This is a genomic window from Azohydromonas australica DSM 1124 (genome assembly GCF_000430725.1).
In the GTDB taxonomy this organism is placed as follows: Bacteria; Pseudomonadota; Gammaproteobacteria; order Burkholderiales; family Burkholderiaceae_C; genus Azohydromonas; species Azohydromonas australica.
In genome coordinates this window covers 31,020-53,113 of the sequence record NZ_KE387207.1, presented here as the reverse complement: position 1 = coordinate 53,113, position 22,094 = coordinate 31,020, and the positions used below count along the sequence as shown (strand labels likewise).

Here is a 22,094-nt window from a genome sequence, read left to right as displayed (position 1 = left end):
TGGGCACGCTGCCTGCCTGAAAGCGACCACCCGCATCCAAGGAGCCACTTCCATGAGCAACGACGAAGTCATCGACACCCTCAACGACCTGATCGAAACCTGCAAGGACGGCGAATACGGCTTCCGCACCAGCGCCGAGCACGCAAAGTCGCCCGAACTCAAGTCGCTGCTGCTGGACCGCGCCGGCGACTGCCAGAAGGGCGCCACCGAGCTGCAGTCCCTGGTGACGCAGCTGGGCGGCGAAGCCGACACCGGCGGCAGCGCGCTGGGCGCCATGCACCGCGGCTGGGTCGCCGTGAAGGCCACGCTCTCCACCTATGACGACAAGGCCATCATGGAGGAGTGCGAGCGTGGCGAGGACACGGCGCTGACGAGCTACCGCAACGCACTGGCCAAGCCGCTGCCGCCGCAGGTGCACGCGGTGGTGGATCGCCAGTACCAAGGTGTGAAGCGCAACCACGACCAGGTACGTGAGCTGCGCAACCGTCTGCGCGCCGCGAGCTGACCGCCCACCCTCGCCACGGGCGCGTCAGCCGCGCGCACCGTGGCGATCTCCGGCCGCCGCCCGCACGGCGGCCGGTCCGCCACCCACGCGGCCCTTGCCCACCTGCAGTAACCCACCCCATCAAGCCATGAACGTCTGCTTCCGGACGCTGCCGCTGGCTGCCCTGCTGGGCCTGGCCCTGCTGGCCGGCTGCGACCCCAAGTCGCCCAAGGTCACCGAGGACAACCGCCCGCCCACCGGGGAACGCGAGCAGGCCGCCGGCACCATCACCGGCAGCACCGGCACCGCCACCGGTACCGGTGGTGCGGGCTCGACCACCACGCCCGGCACCCCTTCCGGCACGCTGCCCGAGGCCTCGGGCCCGGCCGTGTCCGCCGGCAGCGAGCCCACGGCCGGCCGCTCCACCGGTGCGCCGCTGGGCGCCGGCGCGGGCATGGCCACGGGCGGCGCCACCCCTTCCGATTCACACGGCAGCACCGCTGGCGAGCCTGGCCGCAGCACCGGCGCCGCCGCCGGCACGGCCGCGCCGCCCGGCGTCGCGGTGCCGGCCGCGAGCGCGGCCTCCATGGCCGCCGGCGCCGGCGACCTGGCCCAGGGCGCCCCGGCCGCGGGCAGCAGCCGCACGCAAGCCGCGCCGGGCGGCGACGCACCGTCCAAGGCGGCCAAGGACGGCAAGGACACTTCAGCCACCCCGCTGAACAGCGCCGAGCGCACCTTCGTGCAGACGACTGCGGGACTGGGCCTGTACGAGATGGCCGCCGCCAGGCTGGGCCAGGAACGCGCCAAGAGCCCGGCCGTCAAGGACTTCGCCCAGCGCATCGAACGCGACCACGCCAAGGCGCAGGAGCAGTTGCAGTCGCTGGCCAGCCGGCACCGCATCGACCTGCCCGAGCAGATGCCGCCCGACCGGCAGACCGTGATCGAGCGCCTGGAACGCAGCGAACCTTTCGACACCGCCTTCGTCAACACCGTGGGCGTGCAGGACCACCAAAGCAACATCGAGCGCTTCGAGAAGGCCGCCCGCGACGCCAAGGACCCGGAACTCAAGGCCTGGATCCAGCAGAACCTCAAGTCGCTGCAAACGCACCTGGCGCAAGCCCGCAAGCTGCCCGGAGCCAACAGCCGCTGAGCCGAGGCATCACGCCATGTCCGCCCTGCCGCAGCAGCCGCCCGACGCGCCGCTGCCGGCGGGGCTGGTCTGGGTGAACGACACCCTGCCCGGGCTGCGGCGCGAGCGCTGCGGCGATGCCTTCGTCTACTTCGACCCTCAGGGACGGGAGGTCACCGACGAGGCGCGGCTGCAGCGGATCCGCAAGCTCGCCATCCCGCCGGCCTACACCGACGTGTGGATCTGCCCGCGGCCCAACGGGCACCTGCAGGCCACCGGGCGCGACGCGCGCGGGCGCAAGCAGTACCGCTACCACCCCGACTTCCGCGCCCACCGCGAGGACCACAAGTTCGAGCGCCTGCGCGAGTTCGGCCAGGCGCTGCCGCGCATCCGCGCCCGCGTGGCGGCGGACCTCAAGGCCAGCACCCGCGCCGGCCCTTCGCGCACGCTGGTGCTCGCCACCCTCGTGCGGCTGCTCGACACCACCGTCATGCGCGTGGGCAACGACGAGTACGCGCGCGGCAACCGCTCCTACGGCCTGACCACGCTGCGCCGCCGCCACGCCGGGCTGCGCGGCAACCAGCTCAGGCTGCGCTTTCGCGGCAAGCACGGCGTGCTGCACGAGGTGGCGCTGAACGACCCGCAGGTGGCGCGCGTGGTGCGCCGCTGCCAGCAGTTGCCTGGCCAGGAGCTGTTCCATTACGTGGGCGAGGACGGCGAGACCCATGCCGTGGGATCGTCGGAGGTCAACGACTACCTGGAAGAGGCCGCGGGCGAGCGCTTCACGGCCAAGGACTTCCGCACCTGGCACGGCAGCGTGCAGGCGCTGGAGCTGATGCGCGTGGCCTGCCGCGAATGCGAAGGCGCCCCCAGGCTGACTCCGGTGATCACCGAGGTGGCGCGCCGGCTGGGCAACACGCCCGCCGTCTGCCGCAAGGCTTACGTGCATCCAGCCGTGCTGGCGCTGGCCGAGGACGAGCAGGCCGCCGCCACGCTGTGCCGGCGCCTGGGCGAGTCGGTGCGCGCCCATGGCGGGCTGCAGGCCGACGAGTGGCGGCTGCTGAGCTTCCTGGAACATCCGCGCGGCGAGGGCCGGCAGCAGCGAAGCCGGCGCTCACAGATGGTGGCGTCCGCACCTTCCAGCGCCTCGGCGGCTGCGCGCTGAAGGCACACGCCTTGCCTTGGCGGAGGGTCCCTGCTGCCCTATCCGAAGTGCAGACCCCTCTCACCTCCTCGCCTTCTGCCTCTTCCTTTGCCATCTCCCACGAGGCTGTCAATACCGCAGCCCAGTTCTTTCCAGCCCGGGAAGTTTCCGAGATGGCCCAGGAAGTTGCACGGTCATCCAAGATATGTGCCCGCACACAGATCGTGTCGCGAGCTGCTGAGCTGCCGCGTCCGCGAGTGTTCACCAACGGCGTGTTCGACCTGCTGCACCGCGGCCACGTGGAGTGCCTGCAGCAGGCGCGCGCGCTGGGCGGCTCGCTGATCGTCGGCCTCAACAGCGACGCCTCGGTGCGCGCACTGCACAAGGGGCCGGAGCGTCCGCTGAACCCGGAGGCGGATCGCGCCTGCGTGCTGGCGGCGCTGGAATGCGTGTCGCTGGTGGTGGTGTTCGAGGAGAGCACGCCGCTGGCGCTGCTGGAGGCGCTGCAGCCGGAGATCTACGTCAAGGGCGGCGACTACGACGTGCAGCGCCTGCCCGAGGCTGCACTGATGGCGCGCTGGGGCGGCCGCGCGCTGGCGCTGCCGTACCTGGCGGGACGATCCACCACGTCGCTGGTGCAGCGCATGAGGGCCGCGCCGTGAGTGGGGCACCGCCCCGCCGTGCCGGTGCCGCCCCGCGCCCGGCGGCGTTCCTGGACCGCGACGGCGTGCTCAACGAGGACCGCGGCTACGTGCACCGCGCCGAGGATTTCCAGCTCCTGCCCGGCGTGGTGCAGGCGCTGCAGCTGCTCGCGCGCGAATACGTGCTGGTGGTGGTGACGAACCAGTCCGGCATCGCGCGCGGCTACTACACCGAGGCGCAGCACCACGCGCTGAGTGAACACCTGTGCGCGCTGCTGCGGCCGGCGGGCGTGGCGCTGGGCGGCATCTACCACTGCCCGCACCATCCCGAAGCCGCGCTGGCGCAGTGGCGGCTGGACTGCGACTGCCGCAAGCCGGCGCCGGGGCTGATCCTGCGCGCCGCGTCGGAGCTGGGCCTGGACCTGCCGGCCTCGCTGCTGGCGGGCGACCGCGGCAGCGACGTCGCCGCGGGGCGCGCCGCGGGCGTGGGGCGCTGTTTCCTCATCGGCGGCGAGGACGAGGCGCGGGCCACGGGCGCGGACGGCGCCTTCGCCAGCCTGCTGGACTGCGCCAAGGCGGTGCTGCGATGAAGCCGATCCTGGTCATTGGCGACTGCATGCTCGACCGCTACTGGGAAGGCGCAGTGGACCGCATCTCGCCCGAGGCGCCGGTGCCGGTGCTGCAGGTGCAGCGCGAGACGCAGCGCGCCGGCGGCGCCGCCAACGTCGCGCTCAACCTGGTGGCGCTGGGCAGCGAAGTGCGGCTGCTGTCGCTGGTGGGCGAGGACGAGGCCGGCGCGCAGCTCGCGGGCCTGATGGCGCAAGGAGCCATCCATTTCGACCCGGTGCGCGACCCGGCGCTGCAGACGATCCAGAAGATCCGCTCGGTGTGCCGGCACCAGCAGCTGCTGCGCATCGATTTCGAGGCGCCCCCGCCGGCGCGCTGCGTGCGCGCGCTCACCGAGCGTGCCATCGCGCTGATGCCGCAGCACGAATGGGTGCTGCTGTCGGACTACGCCAAGGGCAGCCTGGGGCACTGCGCCGAACTGATCGCCGCCGCGCGGCGACACGGCTGCCGCGTGCTGGTGGACCCCAAGGGCCTGGACTTCGATCGTTACCGCGGCGCATGGCTGCTCAAGCCCAACGCCGCGGAGCTGCGCGCCGTCATGGGCGGCTGGGAGGACGACGCGCAGCTGCTGCACAAGGCGCACGAGCTGCGCGGCCAGCTGCAGCTGGAGCACCTGCTGGTGACGCTGGGCGAGCAGGGCATGACGCTGTGCTCGCACCTCAAGCCCTGCCTGCGGCTGCCGACGCAGGTGCGCGAGGTCTACGACGTCAGCGGCGCCGGCGACACGGTGCTGGCCACGCTGGCGCACACGCTCAGCCGCGGCATCGGCCTGGAAGAAGCGGTGCGCTGGGCCAACAAGGCCGCGGGCATCGTGGTGGGCAAGTTCGGCACGGCGAGCGTCAGCAGCCAGGAGCTCGGCCTGGACGCGGCGCCGCCCCCATCAACCATCGACAACCAAGGAGCCTGACATGGGCGTGCTGATCAAGGTGCCGCAAGGGCAAGGCGCGGCGGTGACGTGGCTGGACGGCGCGGTGCCGTCCTTGCCGACCCCGGTTGGGCTGTACCAGCGCGCGCTGCGCGAGCACCGTTCACTGTTCGGGCAGCTCCAGGCGCTGGAAGGCGCCGTGGCGCAGGCGGCGGGCGTGATGGTGCAGGCGCTGGAGGCGGGCCAGAAGCTCATGTTCTGCGGCAACGGCGGCTCCGCCGCGGACAGCCAGCACCTGGCGGCGGAACTCACGGGGCGCTTCATGCGCGAGCGCCGTGCGCTGGCGGCGCTGGCGCTGACCACCGACACCTCAGCGCTGACCTGCATCGCCAACGACTACGACTTCGACCAGGTGTTCGAACGCCAGGTGCAGGCGCTGGGCCGTGCGGGCGATTGCCTGGTGGGCATCTCGACCTCGGGCAAGTCTCCCAACCTGCTGCGCGCCTTTGCCGCGGCGCGCACGCTGGGCATCCGCACCATCGGCCTGCTGGGCCGCGACGGCGGCCCGCTGGCGGCGCTGAGCGACGTGCCGGTGATCGTGCCGGGGCAGTCCACGGCGCGCATCCAGGAGGCACACATCTTCATCGGGCACAGCTTGTGTGCGCTGGTGGAGGAAGGGCTGGGGTTAGGGTGAGGCGGCACGGACCTTGAATAAGGAAAAGGCCCGCAGCTGCGGGCCTCTACAAAATCCCCGGGCACATCGCGCGGGGCGCCTGGTCAGGTTGACGCCCGTGCTTCCACGACCTCCCGCAGCACCCGATCCCAGTCCGCCGCGAAGCGCTCGATGCCGAAGCGCTCGTGCACCGTGCGCTGCGCCGCGTCGCCCCAGCGCCGCGCCAGGGCCGGGTCGCGCAGCAGCTCGTGCATCACCTCCACCAGGCGGTCGATGCGGGTGTCGGCGTAGCCGTTGACGCCGTTGACGATGACGCTGGGCAGTTCGGTGGTGGCCAGCGCCACCACCGGCATGCCGATGCCCATGGCCTCCAGCACCGACAGGCCCAGGCTGGTGTAGCGGATCGGGTTGAAGAAGAAGCGGTAGCGCGCCATGAAGCCCGGCAGCTCCAGGTTCGGCACCTCGCCCAGCCCGCCCACGGACACGGCGTCCATGCCCACCAGCGCCAGCGGCACCCGGGCCCGCACCTGCTCGAACACGTCCAGCCCCAGCCGGCGCCCGCGCTTGCGCAGGTTGTTCACCACCACCAGCCCCTCGGCCTGGTCGCCCACGTGCTTCACGCCCTCGGGGAGCTTGATGCCGTGCTCGACCACGCTCACCGGCGCCTCGCCGCTGTCCCACATCAGCGCGTTGAACGGCGTGCAATGGACGAGGTGCACGCCCTCCACGTCGCTGGCCCAGTGCCGGGTGTTGGTGGGATGCTGCTGCGGCGGGTCGTGCTCCAGGTACAGCGCGGGCAGCGCGCGCTGCGCGGGCGTGAGCAGCTGCAGCCGGTCCTCCTCGAAGGCGGCGCGCGACTGGTAGAGCACGCAGTCGAACTCCATCCGCGCCAGCTGGTCCGCAGGCGCCTCGCGCACGTTGTCGCCCCAGGGCAGCGTTCCCACCCGGCCGGCATGCCCCGGCGGGTTGCCGGGCAGCGTGAGCAGGTAGAAGTCGTGCGGCGCCTGGCTCAGGTAGTAGAGGTAGTTGCCGTGGACGTGCCAGGTGAGCACGCGCAGGCGGCGGGACGGGTTGGAAGCGGCGGAGCGTTCGGGCATGGGCATCAGCTGTAGCTGATCGGCACGAAGCTCGGCCGCGGCTGGTCCATGGTCGCGGCGAGGCGGCCTTCGCAGGCGGCGGCGACCTCGGCCGGGCCGATGGCCAGCGCGCAGGCATGGCCACTGGGACAGCTCACGTGGTGGCAAGGCCGGCACTCCATGGCCTGCCACAGCACCTGGTGCGAGCCACGGCCCAGCGGGCGCCAGCGCGAGACCTCCGAGCCGTTGGCCACCACCACGCTGGGCGTGGCCAGTGCCGCGGCGATGTGCGAGATGCCCGTGTCGTTGCACAGCAGCAGCCGCGCCTTGGCCACCAGCGCGCCCAGCGTCCACAGCGTGGTGCGGCCGGCAAGGTTGACGCTGGGCTGCTTCATCAGCGAATGCGCTTCGGCCGCCAGCGCCGCCTCGCCGCTGCTGCCGGTGAGCACCACCGTGTAACCCTTGCGTGCGAGCCGGTCCGCCACCTCGGCGAAGCGCTGCACCGGCCAGCGCCGGCTCGGCAGCCGCGCGCCGACGTGCACGCACACGTAAGGCGTGTCGCTGGCGGCCTCGGCCCACACGGCTTCCAACTCGCTGAAGTCCTGCGGCTTGAGCGGAAACTCCAGCTCCTCGCCCTGGCGCGCCACGCCCAGGTGGTCCAGCAGCCGCAGCAGCCGCTGCACCTCGTGCCCCTCGGTGGGCCAGACGGTGTAGAGCTCGGGCTGCGGGCAGAAGGCGCCGGGCTCGTAGAAGCCCGCCGAGCGCCGCGCGCCGCAGGCGGCCATCAGCGGGTTGACGATGCGCCCGCTGCCGTGCAGCTGCAGCAGCAGGTCGAACTGCTCGGACTGCATCTGGCGCAAAAACTCGGGCACGTTGCCCTGGTCCACGCCGGCCTCGGGCAGCCCGGGAAAGCCGGGGAAGTCGATGAAGCGGTCCACCTGTGGCAGCCGCTGCATCAGGTCGCGCGCCCAGGGCAGGCCGATGAAGGTGATCTCGGCCTGCGGATGCGCCGCACGCAGCGCGCGCAGCGCCGGCACGGCGCACAGCACGTCACCGAGCATCAGCGCCCGGAACACGCCGATGCGGCGCAAGGGCCCTTCGGCGGCGGGCACGGGCAGTCCGCGCAGATGGCGATCCCGTTGGGAAGCGGGAATGGGAGTCGGCATGTCACCCTCGTCAAATAAAGAACACGCGGAAACGCCAGGCGCCGACGAAGCGCCAGTACACCGCGAGGTACGGAATGGCAAAGGAAGTCACCAGCATCTCGGCCACGTGGGCGGGCGCCAGTGACGCGCCGCGCAGGCGCTTGAAGGCAAAGCTCAGGATCCCGCCCAGGGCCAGCAGCAGCGCCAGCAGCGCCGCGAGGCCCTGCCCCGCCAGCGCCAGGCCCAGCGCCGCCAGGGTGCTGAGCACGATCAGGATGTAGCGCCAGGGCGGCTGGCTGCGGATGCGGGTCTTGAAGAGCTGCGGATGCTTCTTGAACAGCAGCGCGTCGAAGCTGACGTTCTCCTGCTGCCACAGCGAGATGCCCCAGCGCGCCTCGCGCACCGGGTGCACCACCACGGCCTCCGAGGCCCGGCCCACCTCGCCGCAGTGCTCCAGCAGCATGAACTGCAGGTCGGAGTCCTCGCGCCAGGCGCGCTTGAAGCGCTCGTCGAAGCCCCCCACCCGCTCCAGCGCGCTGCGGCGCACGAAGGCGTTGGCGGTGACGAACTCGGCCGTCTCCAGCCCCTTCGTCATGCGCGCGTGGTCGGTGGGCCGGCCCAGCACCGGCACCACCACGCGCCCGCTGGCCGCGGCGAGCTTGCGGCCCAGGGCACGGCGGCCCTCCTCCAGCCAGCGCCGGTCGGGCACGGTGTCGTCGTCGGTGAAGGCCACCAGCGGCGCCAGCGTGGCGCGCCAGCCGCGGTTGCGCGCCGCTGCCGGTCCGCGCGTCCCCTGGGGCTGCAGGTAGTGCAGCCGCGGCGCGCCAGGACGCGCCGCCAGCTCCTCCACCACGGCGCGCGTGTCGTCGCTGCGCCCGTCATCGACCACCAGTACCTCGTACAGCGCCGCGTCCAGGCTCTGCTGCAGCAGCGCCTCCAGGCATCGGCGCAGCAGGTCCGGGCGCCGGTAGGTGGGAATGACAACGGCGATGTCAACGCTGCTGCTCATGGGTGAGGGGTCCTCCAAGGCAAGGACTCGGAATCTCGGGAACGGCGGGGACTACAGGGACGGCGCTCACCCCTTGCGCAAGATGAAGTTGCCGATGACCAGCGCATCCAGCGGCGTGCTGAAGAAGGCGTCGATCGCATCCTTGGGCGTGCACACGATGGGCTCGCCGCGCACGTTGAAGGACGTGTTGATCAGCACCGGCACGCCCGTGAGCGCGCCGAACGCCTTCAGCAGCGCGTGGTAGCGCGGGCTGGCCTCGGCGGTGACGGTCTGCACGCGCGCCGTCAGGTCGGCGTGGCAGGCGGCGGGAATGCGCGCGGCCTGCTCGCGGATCACGTCGTAGATGAAGAGCATGAAGCGCGCTTGGCCGCCGTTGGCCTCGGCCGGCATGAACCAGTCGGCCAGGTCCTCCTCCGGCACCGCTGGGGCGACGGGGCGGAAATCCTCGCGGTCCTTGAGCTCGTTGATGCGCGCCTGCATCTCGGCGTGCAGCGGCGAGGCCAGGATGGAACGCGCACCCAGCGCCCGCGGGCCGAACTCCATGCGACCCTGGAACCAGCCGATCACCAGGTCCTGCGCCAGCAGCTGGGCCGCCTCGCCCGCCACGTCGTCCACGCGCCGGTAGCTGAGCTTGGCCCACTGGAGCAGCTGCTCGATCTCGTCGTCGCCGTAGCCCGGGCCCCAGTAGGCGTGGGCCATGGACCAGTCCGCGCGCTGCAGCACCGTGGGCACGGCATTGGGCGCGGCGCGGCTTTCCAGCGCCACGTCGCGGGTCGGCGCCGGCGCGTCCGGGGCCAGCGCCGCAGCGGTGGTGGAGGCCGCGTCGGCAACCGCCCCCAGCACGGCCTCGGTGCCCACGCGCTCGCGCGCATCCACCCACAGCGCCGCGCCCAGCGCGGTGCCGGCGTCGCCGGCGGCGGGCTGGACCCAGACCTGGTCGAACAGCTTCGAGTCGCGCAGCCGCGCGTTCATGACGCAGTTCAGCGCCACGCCGCCGGCCATGGCCAGCAGCGGCTCGCCGCTGGCCTCGCGCAGCCAGGCCGCGAGCTGCAGCGCCGAGCGCTCCAGCACGTGCTGCAGCGAGGCCGCCAGGTCCAGGTGCGGCTGCTCCAGCGCGGCGCCGCGCTCGCGCTGCGGCACCAGCGCGTTCAGGTCCAGGGCGTCGATCTCGTAGCGGCCGTCCGGGAACACCCGCACCTGGCGTTGCAAGGCCTCGGCGAAGCGCGGCTGGCCCAGCGCCGCCAGCGCCATCACCTTGTACTCGTCGCTGCTGTGCAGGAAGCCGAGGTGGCTGGTGACACGCTCGTAGAGCAGGCCCAGCGAGTGGGGCATGTCCACCTCGCCCAGCGGGCGGTAGAGGCGGCCGTCCCACAGGCCGTAGGCGGTGGTGGCGTCCTCGCCGCGGCCGTCCAGCGTCATGACGGCACAGCGCTCGAAGGGCGCGGCCAGGAAGGCACTGGCCTGGTGGCAGAGGTGGTGGTCGACGAAGTGCCACTTCCAGGGCCCGTCGAAGCGGCAGCCCTTGAAGCGCTTCTTGAGGTGGTGCGGCGCGCCGTCGGCAAGCTGGCGCGGGGCGTTGCTCACGTAGGCGGCGAACAGCGGGTCCCAGGGGTTGTCCCAGCCGGGCGCGGGCTGGGCCGAGGGCTGCAGCGGCAGCGTGATGCTGTCGCCCGAGAGGCGGCCCTTGATGAAGCGCTGCGGGTCGTAGCTGTAGGCCACGTGGTCCACCTGCGCCAGCGTCAGGCCGGCCTCGGCCAGGCAGTAGTCGATGGCGTGGTAGGGCAGCTCCCAGGCCGTGAAGGGCAAGGGCCGCTTGCCGTGCTTGATGCGGCTGAAGCGCTCCTCCTCCGCGGCGGCGATGAGCTGGCCGTCGCGCACGAGCGCGGCGGAGGAGTCGTGGAAGGCTGCGTTGATGCCGAGGGTGATCATCCGAGGACGGTAATGGGGTGGGGAATGCAGGGGCTGGCGGGGTGCAGCGGCACGCCCGGCAGCGGCCCCATGAGTTCCAGGGCCGCCTGCACGACATCCTGCGGCGCCACACGCTCCAGGCAGTCATGGTGGCGCTCCGGGCAGACGCTCTTGAGGCAGTGGCGGCAGGGCACGGGATGGTTGAGCACGCGCGAGCGCGCCTGCCACGGCGTGTGCTGCGGGTTGGTCAGGGCGTAGAGCACCACCACCGGCGCGTCCAGCGCCGCGGCGAGGTGCGCGGGCGCGCTGTTGTTGCACAGCGTGACCTGGGCGCCGGCGATCAGCGAGGCCAGCTCGCCCAGCGCCAGCTGCCCGGCCAGCGACACCGCGCCCGTACCGCCGTCGCGCATGGCGGCCAGGGCCTGGCGCACCAGCGGCTCCTCGTCGGCGCCGCCGCTGAACACGGCCTGGCAGCCGGTGGCGTCCACCAGCGCCTGCGCCGCCTGGCCGAAGCGCTCGGCCGGCCAGCGGCGCGAGGCGGCCGTGGCGCCGGGATGCACCACGAAATAGGGCCGCGTGAGGTCGCCACCGGCGCGCTCGAACTTGTGGCGCATGTCCAGCGCCTCCTCCACGCGGTAGCGGAACAGCAGCCGCTGCGCGTCGGCCTGCAGCCCGACGTGGTGCACCAGGTCGAGCTGGCGCTGCGCCTCGTGGCGCATGCCGTCGGCAGGCACCTCGGTGTCGTGGACCCAGTCGGTCAGCAGCTCGTAGGGGTTCTCGCGGCTGTAGGCCAGCCGCAGCGGGATGCCGGCCTGCAGGCACAGCAGCGCCGCGGGCAGCGCGGTCTGGGTGCAGACGGTGAAGATGACGGCGGCGTCGAAGCGCTGCGCCGCCAGCCGCTGCACCAGCTCGCCTTCCGCCTGCCCCAGCGGCAGCGCCTGCTCCAGCACGCCGGCCGGGCGCTTGACCCAGGGCGCGTCGAAGGCCAGCACCTCGTCCACCACCGGCACGTGCGAGGCCAGCGCCGCGCCCGCGCGCGAGGCCAGCAGCGTGATCCGCGCCTGCGGCAGCGAGGCGCGCAGCGCCACCAGCGCCGGCGTGGTCATGAGCAGGTCGCCCAGGTTGTCCAGCCGGATGGCCAGCACCCGCTTCGCGGATTGCCAGCGGCGCTGGCGTTCGCAGGCGGCGGTCATGCGCTGGCCTCCACGGTGGATTCCCGGGCGGACGCAGCGGCGCCCGATCCGGCAAGCGAATCGTTCATGTCATGGCTCTCCAGGATGAACCGGGCGGCGTCGAGCAGGTCCTTGGCGCGGTAGCGGGGCTGGCGCAGCGGCGTGAACTGCCACAGCGTCTCGTGGCCCACGTCCAGCAGCACGCCGCGGCAGCCGGCGCGGTGGCCGGCCTCCACGTCGTTGAGGATGTCGCCCACCATCCACGACCGCGCCGGGTCCAGTCCCAGCGCCGCAGCGGCCCGCAGCAGCAGCCCCGGCGCGGGCTTGCGGCAATCGCAGCCGGCCTCGGCCGCATGCGGGCAGAAGAAGAAACCGTCCAGCGCCACCCCGCCCTCGCGCCACAGCTTCTGCGCCAGCGCCAGGCGCAGCGCTTCGAGGTCGGCGGCGCTGAAGCGGCCCAGCGCCAACCCCGGCTGGTTCGTGACCACGACCAGCGCGTAGCCCGCATCGCGCAGCAGGCGCAGCGCCGGCAGCGCGCGCGGCGTGAAGCGCAGCCGCGCCGGGTCGACGCTGTAGGGCACGTCTTCTATGAGCGTGCCGTCCTTGTCCAGGAACACCGCCGGGCGGCCCGCCGTCATGCCATGGCTCCCGGCTGCGACAGGTCGAGATCGGCAGCGGCCTGCACGGCGGCGGCCTGGCGCGGGCGGCGCACGCCCTGGTAGACCTCGGCCAGCTCGCCGGCCACGCGGTCCCAGGTGAACAGCGTCCGCACGCGGCGGATGCCCGCACGCCCAAGCGCCCGCGCCAGCGCCGGCTGCGCGTGCAGCTGCTCGATGCGCGCCGCCAGCGCCGCCGGGTCGCGCGGCGGCACGTGGAAACCCGTGACGCCGTCGGCCACCGAGAACTTGACGCCGCCCACCGCCGCGCCGATCACCGGCACGCCGCAGGCCATCGCCTCCAGCGGCGTGATGCCGAAGGGCTCGTACCAGGGCGTGGTGACGAACACGTCGGCCGCGCAGTAGCACGCGGGCAGCTGCTCGCGCCGACGCTGGCCGCTGAAGATGACCCGGTCCTCCACCCCGCCCTCGCGCGCCAGCGCGCGCAGCCGGCCGATCTCGGGCGTCAGCGCCTCGTCGGGCTCGGCCGCGTCGCCGCCCACGATCAGCAGCTTCAGCTTCGGGATGTGGCGCAGCCGCGCCACGGCCTGCACCACGTTGTCCACGCCCTTGCGCGGCACCAGGCGGCCCAGCTGCAGCACCACGAAGTCGTCCGGCGCCAGCCCCAGGCGGCGCCGCGCCAGCGCCCGGTCCACGGGCGCGAACTCCTTCAGATCCACGCCGCAGGGCACGGTGACGATGCGGCGGTCGTCGGCGCCGTAGAGGCGCAGCAGGTCCAGGCGGTCCTGCGGGCACTCGGCCACCACGCGGTCGGCGCCGCGCACGATGCGCTCCTCGATGGCGATGCGCTCCGGCGGGAAGCCGTCGCTGGCGCCCTGGTGCTCACGCCGCACATGGCCCAGGGCATGGAACGTCATCACCAGCGGCACGCGGAAGCTGGCCTTGAGCCGCAGCCCCACCAGGCCGGACATGAAGAAGTTGGCGTGCACCACGTCGTAGGGGACGCTGTGCGCCAGCAGCTGCCGCGCCGCGCGCGTGAAGGCGGGCATGTGCGGCAGCAACTGCTCCTTGGGCACGAAGCGCGGCGGCCCGGCCGGGATGTGCAGCACGCGCACGCCAGGACGCAGGTCCACCGCGGCGGGCAGCGCCGGATCGTCCCGGCGCGTGAGCACGTCCACGTGGTGGCCCAGCTGGGCCAGGCTGCGCGCCACGTGCGCGACGTAGGTGTTCTGGCCGCCCGCGTCCACTCCGCCTTGCACGGCCAAGGGCGAGGCGTGTTCGCTGATCAAGGCAACGCGCAAAGGCGGAAAACTCATGAGACCAATCCCATTGCAGCTGTGTCGTTTTGGGAGGCAATCGCCGTGCCCCTATTCCCGGGTCGCGGGGGTCGTGCGGTGTGAGGGTGGAGAGCCCTTGACAAGCGACTCAAGCCGGCTCTTTTTTGGCATTTCGTTTGCTCAAACCCTGGCCATGCCGTGACCGGCCACGTGGCCCGAAGCGTTGCGGCATCAACCGACTGCGCCGGCGCGCCGCTAGACTGGCCGCGGCAGTCCCGATTTCCCGCCGTCCACGGCCTCCCGCCGTTGCGACCGGTGCACCCCGCGAGCCCCGATGCCCCCCTCTCCCTTGGCCCTCACACCGCACGGGCACCGTGCTTGCCCGGTACGTTGCCTGTGATGAAGCTGATCCGCGGCTCCGGCAGAGCGTGGTGGCCGGCCTGGCCCCGGGCCTCGCTGCGTACCTACCTGGTGGCCATGATCCTGTTGGGCACGCTGCCGAGCGTGCTGCTGATGTCATGGCAGGTTTTCTCCGACATCAAGGCCGAGCAGCGCCAGCTCGACGAGCGGCTGAAGCACAGCGCCGAGAACCTGGCACACGCGGTGGAGCGCGAGCTCACCGCCAGCGTGGAGGCGCTGTCCATCCTGGCCCAGGACGACGCGCTGCAGCGCGACGACGTGGCCGGCTTCGCCGCCTCCTTCGCCGACCAACCCGTGCCGCGCGCCTCCTGGCGCGGCGTGTTCCTGCTGGGCCCGGACGGGCAGCCGCTGTTCGACACCGCGCAGCCCGGCGCGCCGCCCGATGCCGAGCTGCAGCAGCTGGCGCAGGCGCTGCGGTCCCAGGGCAAGCCGGTGGTGTCGGACCTGCTGGGCGGGCGCTTCGAAGGCCGCTTCAGCACCGCCGTGCTGGTGCCGGTACGCCTGGGCGGGCAGCTGCGCTACGCGCTGGGCGCCTGGATCGACGCCGGCGTGTGGCAGCGACTGCTGGAGAGCTCGGGCAACCCTGAAGGGGGCTTCCTGAGCCTGTTCGACCGGCAGCGCCGGCTGATCGCGCGCGCCTCCGAGAACGGCCCCACGGGCGTGGGCCAGCCGCTGCCGCAGCAGGCACAAAGCAGCGTGGCCTCCCAGCCTGCGGGCGTGATGCGGGCCGACCGCCTGGGCGGCGGCACGACTTACGTGGCCTGGCAGAACGCCGGTTACGGCTGGGGCGTGGGCGTGGGCATGGAGGCCGAGCCGCTGGAGGCTCGCGCGCGACGCGCCGTGCTGGCCACGCTGGGCACCGCCCTGGCCTGCCTGACGCTGGGCGTGGTGCTGGCGCTGTGGGTGGCGCGGCGCGTCACGCAGCCGCTGCGCCAGCTCGCCACGGCCGGGCCGCGCCAGCCGCTTGGGCGCATCGTGGTCGACGAGATCACCGGGCTGCGCGACGCGCTGGTGGCGGCCGAGGCGCAGGAGTCCGTGGCGCGCACGCGGCTGCAGAGCAAGGCCGACGAGTTCGAGACCCTGTTCCACAGCATCCCGGTGGGGCTGGCGGTGGCGCACGACCCGCAGTGCCGCTCGGTGCTGCACAACGCCGCCATGGACGACCTGCTCGGCGCGGCCAGCGACGCCTGCAGCGTGCGCATGCTGCACCGCGGACGCCTGCTGGAGACGGCCGAGCATCCTCTGCAGCGCGCCGCCGGCAGCGGGCAGGCGGTGCGCGGGCTGGAGCTGGAGCTGCAGTTCCCCGACCGCCCGCCGCGCCACGTCATCGCCCATGCCGCGCCGCTGCTCGACGCCGCCGGGCGCCCGCGCGGGGCCATCGGTGCGCTGGTGGACATCAGCGAGCGCAAGCTCGCCGAGGCGCGGCTCACCCATGCCGACCGCCGCCTGCGCGAGAGCCAGCACCTGGTGGACCTGGCGCAGGAATCGGGGCACGTGGGCTTTTTCCACTACCACGTGGGCACCGACACCGCCTCCTGGACCTCCGGCCACGCCAAGCTCTTCGGGCTGCGCAGCAAGCGCGTGGAGGGGCCGCTGGCGGAGTGGATCGAGCGTATCCACCCCGAGGACCGTCCCGGCGTGCGCCACGCGCTGGCGCGGCTGCTGCACCAGCGCGCCGAGCGGCTGACGCTGGAGTTCCGCGTCGCGCCCCGGGACGGACACATGCGCTGGCTCTCCAGCCGCGTGCTGATGAGCTACGCCGACGACGGCCGCCCACTGCAGGCCATCGGCATCACGGTGGACGTGACCGAGCAGAAGGCCGCCGAGCAGGAGCGCGCGGCGCTGGTGGAACGCGAGCAGGCGGCGCGTCGCGAGGCCGAGGCCGCCAGCCGCGCCAAGGACGAGTTCCTGGCCATGCTCGGCCACGAGCTGCGCAACCCGCTGAGCGCCATCTCCTCGGCCGTGGAGGTGCTCAACCGCGGAGGCACCAACGAGGCGCTGGCCGCCAACGCGCGCAACATCATCGGCCGCCAGACACGGCACCTGGCGCGGCTGATGGAGGACCTGCTGGACGTGGCGCGCGTGATCTCCGGCAAGGTGGTGCTCTCGCGCCAGCCGGTGGAGCTCTCGGCGCTGGTGCAGCGGCTGGTCTCCACGCTGCAGCTCACCGGGCAGACGCAGCAGCACGAGCTGCAGCTCGACCTGCAGGAAGTATGGGTGGACGCCGACGCCACGCGGCTGGAGCAGGTGGTGAACAACCTGCTGACCAACGCGCTGAAGTACACGCCCGAAGGCCGGCGCATCGAGGTGCGGCTGGTGCGCGAGGACGCGCAGGCGCTGCTGGAGGTGCGCGACCATGGGTTGGGCATCCCGCCCTCGCTGCTGCCGCGCGTCTTCGACCTGTTCGTGCAGGGCGAGCGCACGTTGGACCGGCGCGCCGGCGGCTTGGGCATCGGGCTGACGCTGGTGCGGCGCCTGGTGGAGCTGCATGGCGGCGCGGTGGGCGTGCAGAGTTCCAGCGAGGGCAGCACCTTCAGCGTGCGCCTGCCGGGCATCGAGACGCCGGCGCTGCAGCTGGTGCGCGGCGGCGAGCAGCGGCTGGCCGCGCGCCAGCGCCACGTGCTGCTGGTGGAGGACAACGCCGACGCCATGAGCGCGCTGCGCACGCTGCTGGAGCTCGACGGCCACACCGTGAGCACGGCCGAGGACGGCGTGGCTGGGCTGGAGGAGCTGCTGCGGCTGCGCCCGGAGGTGGCGGTGATCGACATCGGGCTGCCAGGTCTCACCGGCTACGAGGTCGCCAAGCGCAGCCGCGGCGCGGGCCACGCCGGCAAGTTGATCGCGCTCTCGGGCTACGGCCAGGGCCGCGACGTGCAGCAGGCACTGCGCGCGGGCTTCGACGCGCACCTGGTCAAGCCGGTGGATCCGGAGGCGTTGAGGAAATTGCTGGCGGAGCCGTGAAGGGACGGCCAAACGCTTGGCCAGCGCAGAGAGCGCCGACCGCCAAACCAGCGGTCTGCTGGTGGTCCGCGCATGACACAGGCAGCCGAAGCGAAAACGCCGTCATCGCGGGAAAAGCCGGAGTGACAGCGTAGCGACTGACGGCCCGCGCTGGCGTCGATCGACGCCGACGCAGGCTCAGCGAAAACCGTGCACCGGGCTCAGCGCCCGTCCTCGTCACCTTCCCCGGCGTCCCCCAGGTCCGGCACGTCGCCGGTGTCGTCGGAGTCCAGCCCTTCGTCGCCTTCCTCGATGTCGGCGTCGGCTTCCTCCTCCTCGTCGAGGTCGTCGTCGTCCTCCAGCGTGGCGGCGTTGACCATGTCGGCGGCGGCATCCTCGCGGGCGCGCGCTTCCTCGGGCGAGAGGCCGGCGCTGGCATCGCCGTTGAAATCGCCGTCCACCAGCGGGTCGATGTCGCTCACGGTCTGGATGGAGTCCGGCGCGATGTCAGCGGCCTCCCGGCCGGCGTCGCTGCCGGCGCTGCGGCGCTCGCCGGAGCCTTGGGAGTCGCTGTCGGCCGTCAGGCTCTCGGGCGAGGTCATGGGGCGCAGGCTGTCAGGCTCGGCGATGGAGTCCAGCGCGCCGCCCGGATTGAGGTCATCCTCCAGGCCGGCGATGTCGCTGCCGCTGTCCGTGGTGTCGCTGGGACCCAGCGCCTTCGTGTCGCGGCCCTCGACGGGCATCGGGGTCTGGTCGGTACCGAGGATGGAACTGGTGGCCATGGTGCTGTGCTCCTTGAACTTCCCGTGGATTCGGCAAGCGTCATGCCGCGCGGCACTGGGCACAGGCGTTGCCGACCCGTAAGGCATGCGGTCCCCCGGGGCCGCCCCACTCCCACGGAGATCACCATGACCCGCCAGCAGGATCCGGACAGGAACAAGGAAACGCAGATGGGCAACAACCCCTCCGACGCCGGCACGAACCGTCAGCAGCAGCAGAACCAGGGCGGCAAGCAGCAGCAAGGCAGCAAGGGCCCGCAGCACCCGGCGGCCAGCGGCTCGCACCAGACGCTGCAGCCCCATTCCAGCGGCCATGACCAGGTGGGCAAGAGCGCCGGGCGCACCAACAGCAACGACGACTCGGGCAACGGGCCGCATCGGGGCGGCTGAGATCCGCTGACCGGCCGCGCCGTCACCGAAGGCGGGCGCGGCCCAAAACAGCGCGCCCCGGCCCACTGTGTTGCAGGCCGGGGCGCGAGCCCTTTCAGGACTTCAATCGCTCAGGACGCGTGCAGCCCTTGCGGCGTACGCATCAGCTTCGTGGTGTCGAAGCCCTGGGCGCGTGCGTGCAGCAGCAGGCGCTGCAGCTGCGAGTCGTCCATCAGGGGCGAGCGCGACAGCAGCCACAAGTGCTTGCGGTCAGGCGTGCCGACCACGGCGGCGCCGTAGTCCGGATCGACGTGCAGCACCCAGTACGGCGCCCAGGAACCGGGCAGCCAGCGCAGCGCCCGAGGCGCGAAGCTCACTTCCAGCTTGGCACCGTCGCCCTCGGTGGCGCGGGCGATGCCGCGCACTTCCTCCTGCACGCCGTCGCGCGTGTAGCAGCTGTTGACCACGCGCACCCGGCCGCCACGCAGCAGCGTGTAGGTGGCGGTCACGTCGCTGTCGCACTGGTCCTCGGTGCGCAGCGGCAGCCGCGCGATCTCGTACCAGCGCCCGGCGTAGCGGCGCAGGTCCAGCAGCGGCGCGGTGCTCACCGGCGCCTGGCGCGCAACCTTGAAGTGCGCCACGGCCAGCGGCACGGCGGTGGCCATGAGCCCGGCCACGAGCTTGGGATTGACCCGGTTGCGCACCGTCAGCGGCAGCAGCGGCCAGATGAACGCGCTGAGCTGCGCCCAGGGCAGCTGCGCCAGCCAGCTGGTGCCGGTGCTCACGGCGCCGCCGGTGTCGGCCACGCCGCGGCGCTGGCGGAAAATCCTGCGCAGCACCACGCCGCCGACCATGCTGGCCGCGCCCGCGCCCAGCGCGGGCAGCTTCTGGTGAATCTGCTCGCCGATGCGGCTTGCTTGCAGGCGCAACCGCTGCTCGCGGGCGATGATGGCCATCTCGGCCGCCATGATCTGCTGGTCCAGGCTGGCCGGCACGATGCCGGCCGGGGCCTCAGGGCGTGCCGGCGGCTGAAGCTGCGCGCTCATCGGGGGTTCCTGTCGAAGCGTTGGGAGCCCCGGCGCCGGCACGGCGCGAGGACGAAGTGGGCGTGGACAGCGTCAGCCGCCGCAGCGTCGCCGGCAGGGCCAGGAACCTTGCCAGCGCCAGCGCGCGCTTGACGGCCAGCCAGGCCGCGCCCAGATTGATCAGCAGGATCAGTAGCAGCGTCCAGCCCCAGGCCACGCCGGCCTGGACCAGCGCCACGCCGATGCCCGTCCACAGCGCCAGCCACGCGGTGCACAGCAGCACCCCCGCGGCCACCACCAGTCCGACCATCTGCGCCAGCGCCAGCCCCGAGCGCTTGAGCTCCAGCGCCAGCAGATGCACGCGGTCGCTCACCACACCCGGGAGATCGCGCAGCAGCAGCTTGACGTTGTCCCACAAGGAATCGGAGGTCAGGCCGTCCAGGCCCGCCTGGGCCGGGTCGGCCTGGGCGGTGGACTGGGGGGCGGCCTGCGCGGAAGGCTGGGGCTGCAGGCCGTCCATCAGCGAGAGGACAGCATACGGCTGAGCAGGATGCCCGCGGCCGCGGCCACGGCCACGGAGGCGATCGGATGCTCGCGCACCGTCTCGCGCAGGCTCGACACCCACTCTTCTTGCATGGCGCTGAGTTCGTCTCGGCTCATGGGCAGCTTTTCAGTAGCGCTGCCCATGGTGCTGCGCAGCTTGTCCAGGGCCGGGCCGGCCTTCTCGGCCAAGCGGTCCACCGCCTCGTGCGCGCTTTGCACCATGCGGTCCATCGAGGCGCCGCCCTGGGCGTTGCCGCCGCCGGCCATCGCGCTGTTGCCGTTGCCCGAGAGGCCGCCGCCGCTGGCGGACATGCCGGAGGAAGAGGAGCCCATGGACGAGCCCGTGCCAGAAGAAGAGGAGGACATGCCCGAAGAGGACATGCCGGAAGACAGGCTGCTGGAGCTGTCGCCCGTACCGCTCATGCTGCTGCTACCCAGCGTGGAACCGGTGCCCAGCGTGGAGCCGGACCCCGTGGTGCTGGAACTGCCGGAGCTGCCGGAAGTCGGGAAGGGGCTGGAAGTGGAGGCCATGGTTTCTCTCCTGTGCTTTAAGACGCGTGGAGCGTCGGCGCCAGCCGACGGAAGGACGAGGCACGTCCCGATGCAGCATATAACGGCGGCATCGGGACGGCCGCAGGGAGCTCGGTAAGGTTGCCGTGGACTGCCTTATCGCACGCTGCCCCTGCGCACGAGGTTGACGATGGCCAACAAGACCACGGCGCCCACCAGCGACACCAGCAATGAGCCGATGCTGAACGAGTTCTGATTGATGGACGGGATGCCCACCAGCGGCGAGATGAACCAGCCCGCCAACGCGGCGCCGATGATGCCGACGATCACGTTGAGGAACATGCCCTGTTGGGCATCAGTGCGCATCATCAGACTGGCTACCCAGCCGATCAGACCGCCAACGAACAGCCAGACAATCAGGTTGATCATGGTGCATTACTCCTACGTTTCAGAGGTTGCAGAACGGCGCCCTGATGCGCGAGTCCCGTGTCAAAGCTGAGGCAAACGGTGTGCCGCCGCGGCGCTGGTCGCATCGGCTTCACGCGCTTCCCCGCCCTCGTCTTCCCCGCCTTTTTCTTGTTGTTCGCCCATCGCCGCCCCGCCCTGCGTCCGGCTGTCCAGCTCGGTGCTGTCGCGGACGTCAGCCTTGAACACGCGCTCGATGTAGGCGAGCGCCTCGCGCTTACGCTCGGGCGTCTCGGCGGCGGTACAGTCCGCTGGCGCCCAGACCGAGTAGCCACGCAGGTAGGCATCCATGGCCGTGAGCTGCACGCACATGTCGGCCGACAGCCCGACCACGATGAGCTCATGGGCATGCATCTGCGTCAGCAACAGCTCCAGCGGCGTGGCATAGAACCCCGAATGACGCGGCTTGAGCAGGCTCAAGTCGCATTCGGCCGGTGCCAGCAACCGGGCAATCTCACCGGCCTCACCCGGCAACTCCTTGCAGTAGTTCAACACGTCGCTGAACTGCGACCGCCAGGTGCCATAGTTGTCGTTGGCGTACACGGCCGGTACGCCTCGTTGTGAAAGCACCTGTTTCAAACGGGCTGTACAGCGCGCCGCCTGCAGGGCCGCGGGCGCGATACTGTCAGCACCCGTGAACTGAAGCGGATTGATGAAGTCCACCAACAGCAGGACGCTGTGGCTCCGGGGCAGTGTGTTGTCTCCGGCGCCGATGGTCAGCGCCGGACGTTGTGGGGGGTTCACGTCCATGAGCCCTTACGGCAACTTCAGTTCCCGGGGCCGTGCCGTACAAGACCCCTTCAGTAGAGGAGAGATCACTTGAGTCATGCCTTGATCGTCGACGACGACACGGACTCGGCCCAGATGATGGCGGCCCTCATCGCGGCCGAGCATTTCACCGTGGCCACGGCGCACAACCTGCGCGATGCGCGGCGCCAGATGGCGCTGCAGCGGCCCGACATCGTGCTGCTGGACCTGCAGCTGCCCGACGGCAGCGGCATGGACCTGTTCGACGACCCGCAACTCGTCGCGCACTCCGAGGTGGTGCTCATCACCGGCCACGCCAGCCTGGAGACGTCGGTGCAGGCGCTGCGCCTGGGCGCGGCCGACTACCTGACCAAGCCGGTCAACATGAAGCAGCTGCGCGGGATCCTCTCGCGCGTGATGCGCCCCTCGGTGCTCAAGGACGAGCTCGCCTCGCTCAACGCCGAGTGGCACAAGACCGGCCACTTCGGCCACCTCTGGGGCCGCTCGGCGCCGATGCAGCGCATCTACG

At 72.0% G+C, this 22,094-nt stretch carries 23 protein-coding genes; 10 read left to right on the top strand and 13 right to left on the bottom strand.

Translation table 11 applies throughout. The features are described 5' to 3' along the window. Window positions 1–52: 52 nt before the first annotated feature. The 7 genes from H537_RS0127790 to H537_RS0127760 all read left to right on the top strand — a co-directional run bounded on the left by H537_RS0127790 (window position 53) and on the right by H537_RS0127760 (window position 5,584). On the top strand, window positions 53–505 hold the full coding sequence (locus H537_RS0127790; protein WP_043460339.1) for a PA2169 family four-helix-bundle protein: 453 nt from the start codon (window positions 53–55) through the stop codon (window positions 503–505). 127 nt (window positions 506–632) lie between these two features. After that, complete coding sequence (locus tag H537_RS0127785) at window positions 633–1,634, top strand: DUF4142 domain-containing protein (protein WP_029000468.1); 1,002 nt, start codon at window positions 633–635, stop codon at window positions 1,632–1,634. Window positions 1,635–1,650: 16 nt separating this feature from the next. Further along, entirely contained in the window at window positions 1,651–2,778 is a 1,128-nt protein-coding gene (locus tag H537_RS45900; protein ID WP_043460336.1) for a DNA topoisomerase IB, read from the top strand. Window positions 2,779–2,930: 152 nt separating this feature from the next. Beyond that, the gene (locus tag H537_RS0127775; RefSeq protein ID WP_029000467.1) at window positions 2,931–3,419 is read left to right on the top strand and encodes an adenylyltransferase/cytidyltransferase family protein; all 489 of its coding nucleotides are present in this window, start codon (window positions 2,931–2,933) and stop codon (window positions 3,417–3,419) included. Then, the gene (locus H537_RS0127770; RefSeq protein ID WP_064736062.1) at window positions 3,416–3,988 is read left to right on the top strand and encodes a D-glycero-alpha-D-manno-heptose-1,7-bisphosphate 7-phosphatase; all 573 of its coding nucleotides are present in this window, start codon (window positions 3,416–3,418) and stop codon (window positions 3,986–3,988) included. Before H537_RS0127775 ends, H537_RS0127770 begins: the two co-directional genes overlap by 4 nt. Then, a complete protein-coding gene (gene rfaE1 / locus H537_RS45895) occupies window positions 3,985–4,932 on the top strand; it encodes a D-glycero-beta-D-manno-heptose-7-phosphate kinase (protein WP_051243365.1) in 948 nt (315 codons plus the stop codon). Before H537_RS0127770 ends, rfaE1 begins: the two co-directional genes overlap by 4 nt. A 1-nt stretch (window position 4,933) precedes the next feature. Continuing rightward, entirely contained in the window at window positions 4,934–5,584 is a 651-nt protein-coding gene (locus H537_RS0127760) for a D-sedoheptulose-7-phosphate isomerase (RefSeq protein ID WP_084150989.1), read from the top strand. Between the two features lie 83 nt (window positions 5,585–5,667). Here H537_RS0127760 and H537_RS0127755 read toward each other — a convergent pair whose 3' ends face one another. From H537_RS0127755 to H537_RS45875, 7 genes are all read right to left on the bottom strand, one after another. Beyond that, a complete protein-coding gene (locus H537_RS0127755) occupies window positions 5,668–6,660 on the bottom strand; it encodes a glycosyltransferase family 4 protein (RefSeq protein ID WP_043460441.1) in 993 nt (330 codons plus the stop codon). A 5-nt stretch (window positions 6,661–6,665) separates the two neighbouring features. Then, window positions 6,666–7,805 carry a glycosyltransferase family 9 protein gene (locus H537_RS45890; RefSeq protein ID WP_084150988.1) on the bottom strand — a complete coding sequence of 380 codons (1,140 nt, stop codon included), beginning with the start codon at window positions 7,803–7,805 and terminating at the stop codon, window positions 6,666–6,668. 10 nt (window positions 7,806–7,815) lie between these two features. Further along, a complete protein-coding gene (locus H537_RS0127745; protein ID WP_029000463.1) occupies window positions 7,816–8,793 on the bottom strand; it encodes a glycosyltransferase family 2 protein in 978 nt (325 codons plus the stop codon). Window positions 8,794–8,859: 66 nt separating this feature from the next. Further along, window positions 8,860–10,722: a carbamoyltransferase family protein gene (locus H537_RS0127740; protein WP_029000462.1), complete on the bottom strand. Its 1,863-nt coding sequence runs from the start codon at window positions 10,720–10,722 to the stop codon at window positions 8,860–8,862. Continuing rightward, window positions 10,719–11,894 carry a glycosyltransferase family 9 protein gene (locus tag H537_RS45885; protein ID WP_051243363.1) on the bottom strand — a complete coding sequence of 392 codons (1,176 nt, stop codon included), beginning with the start codon at window positions 11,892–11,894 and terminating at the stop codon, window positions 10,719–10,721. The genes H537_RS0127740 and H537_RS45885 overlap by 4 nt, the downstream gene beginning before the upstream one ends. Continuing rightward, complete coding sequence (locus tag H537_RS45880) at window positions 11,891–12,511, bottom strand: D-glycero-alpha-D-manno-heptose-1,7-bisphosphate 7-phosphatase (RefSeq protein ID WP_043460333.1); 621 nt, start codon at window positions 12,509–12,511, stop codon at window positions 11,891–11,893. Before H537_RS45880 ends, H537_RS45885 begins: the two co-directional genes overlap by 4 nt. Further along, window positions 12,508–13,791, bottom strand: coding sequence for a glycosyltransferase family 4 protein (locus H537_RS45875; protein ID WP_051243361.1), 1,284 nt, complete (start codon window positions 13,789–13,791; stop codon window positions 12,508–12,510). The genes H537_RS45880 and H537_RS45875 overlap by 4 nt, the downstream gene beginning before the upstream one ends. Before the next feature lie 375 nt (window positions 13,792–14,166). On the opposite strand from H537_RS45875, the gene H537_RS45870 reads away from it, so the two are divergent. Beyond that, the gene (locus H537_RS45870) at window positions 14,167–17,148 is read left to right on the top strand and encodes a hybrid sensor histidine kinase/response regulator (RefSeq protein WP_051243360.1); all 2,982 of its coding nucleotides are present in this window, start codon (window positions 14,167–14,169) and stop codon (window positions 17,146–17,148) included. 200 nt (window positions 17,149–17,348) lie between these two features. On the opposite strand, the gene H537_RS49780 is transcribed toward H537_RS45870, so the two are convergent. Further along, window positions 17,349–17,909: a hypothetical protein gene (locus H537_RS49780; protein ID WP_051243358.1), complete on the bottom strand. Its 561-nt coding sequence runs from the start codon at window positions 17,907–17,909 to the stop codon at window positions 17,349–17,351. A gap of 126 nt (window positions 17,910–18,035) precedes the next feature. Between H537_RS49780 and H537_RS0127710 the strand changes: the two genes are divergently transcribed. Continuing rightward, complete coding sequence (locus H537_RS0127710; protein ID WP_029000461.1) at window positions 18,036–18,296, top strand: hypothetical protein; 261 nt, start codon at window positions 18,036–18,038, stop codon at window positions 18,294–18,296. A gap of 110 nt (window positions 18,297–18,406) precedes the next feature. Here H537_RS0127710 and H537_RS55125 read toward each other — a convergent pair whose 3' ends face one another. The 5 genes from H537_RS55125 to H537_RS50410 all read right to left on the bottom strand — a co-directional run bounded on the left by H537_RS55125 (window position 18,407) and on the right by H537_RS50410 (window position 21,568). Beyond that, window positions 18,407–19,321: a lipocalin family protein gene (locus H537_RS55125; protein WP_211235095.1), complete on the bottom strand. Its 915-nt coding sequence runs from the start codon at window positions 19,319–19,321 to the stop codon at window positions 18,407–18,409. Beyond that, window positions 19,287–19,820, bottom strand: a complete 534-nt coding sequence (locus tag H537_RS45860; RefSeq protein WP_051243356.1) for a phage holin family protein — start codon at window positions 19,818–19,820, stop codon at window positions 19,287–19,289. Before H537_RS45860 ends, H537_RS55125 begins: the two co-directional genes overlap by 35 nt. Further along, a complete protein-coding gene (locus H537_RS53490; protein WP_156901986.1) occupies window positions 19,820–20,374 on the bottom strand; it encodes a hypothetical protein in 555 nt (184 codons plus the stop codon). The genes H537_RS45860 and H537_RS53490 overlap by 1 nt, the downstream gene beginning before the upstream one ends. A gap of 135 nt (window positions 20,375–20,509) precedes the next feature. Then, window positions 20,510–20,779, bottom strand: a complete 270-nt coding sequence (locus H537_RS0127685; protein ID WP_029000457.1) for a GlsB/YeaQ/YmgE family stress response membrane protein — start codon at window positions 20,777–20,779, stop codon at window positions 20,510–20,512. Between the two features lie 63 nt (window positions 20,780–20,842). After that, window positions 20,843–21,568 carry a cysteine hydrolase family protein gene (locus tag H537_RS50410; RefSeq protein ID WP_084150985.1) on the bottom strand — a complete coding sequence of 242 codons (726 nt, stop codon included), beginning with the start codon at window positions 21,566–21,568 and terminating at the stop codon, window positions 20,843–20,845. 69 nt (window positions 21,569–21,637) lie between these two features. On the opposite strand from H537_RS50410, the gene H537_RS56590 reads away from it, so the two are divergent. Next, the coding region (locus tag H537_RS56590) for a response regulator (RefSeq protein WP_310733032.1) at window positions 21,638–22,094 on the top strand (457 nt) is incomplete at its 3' end.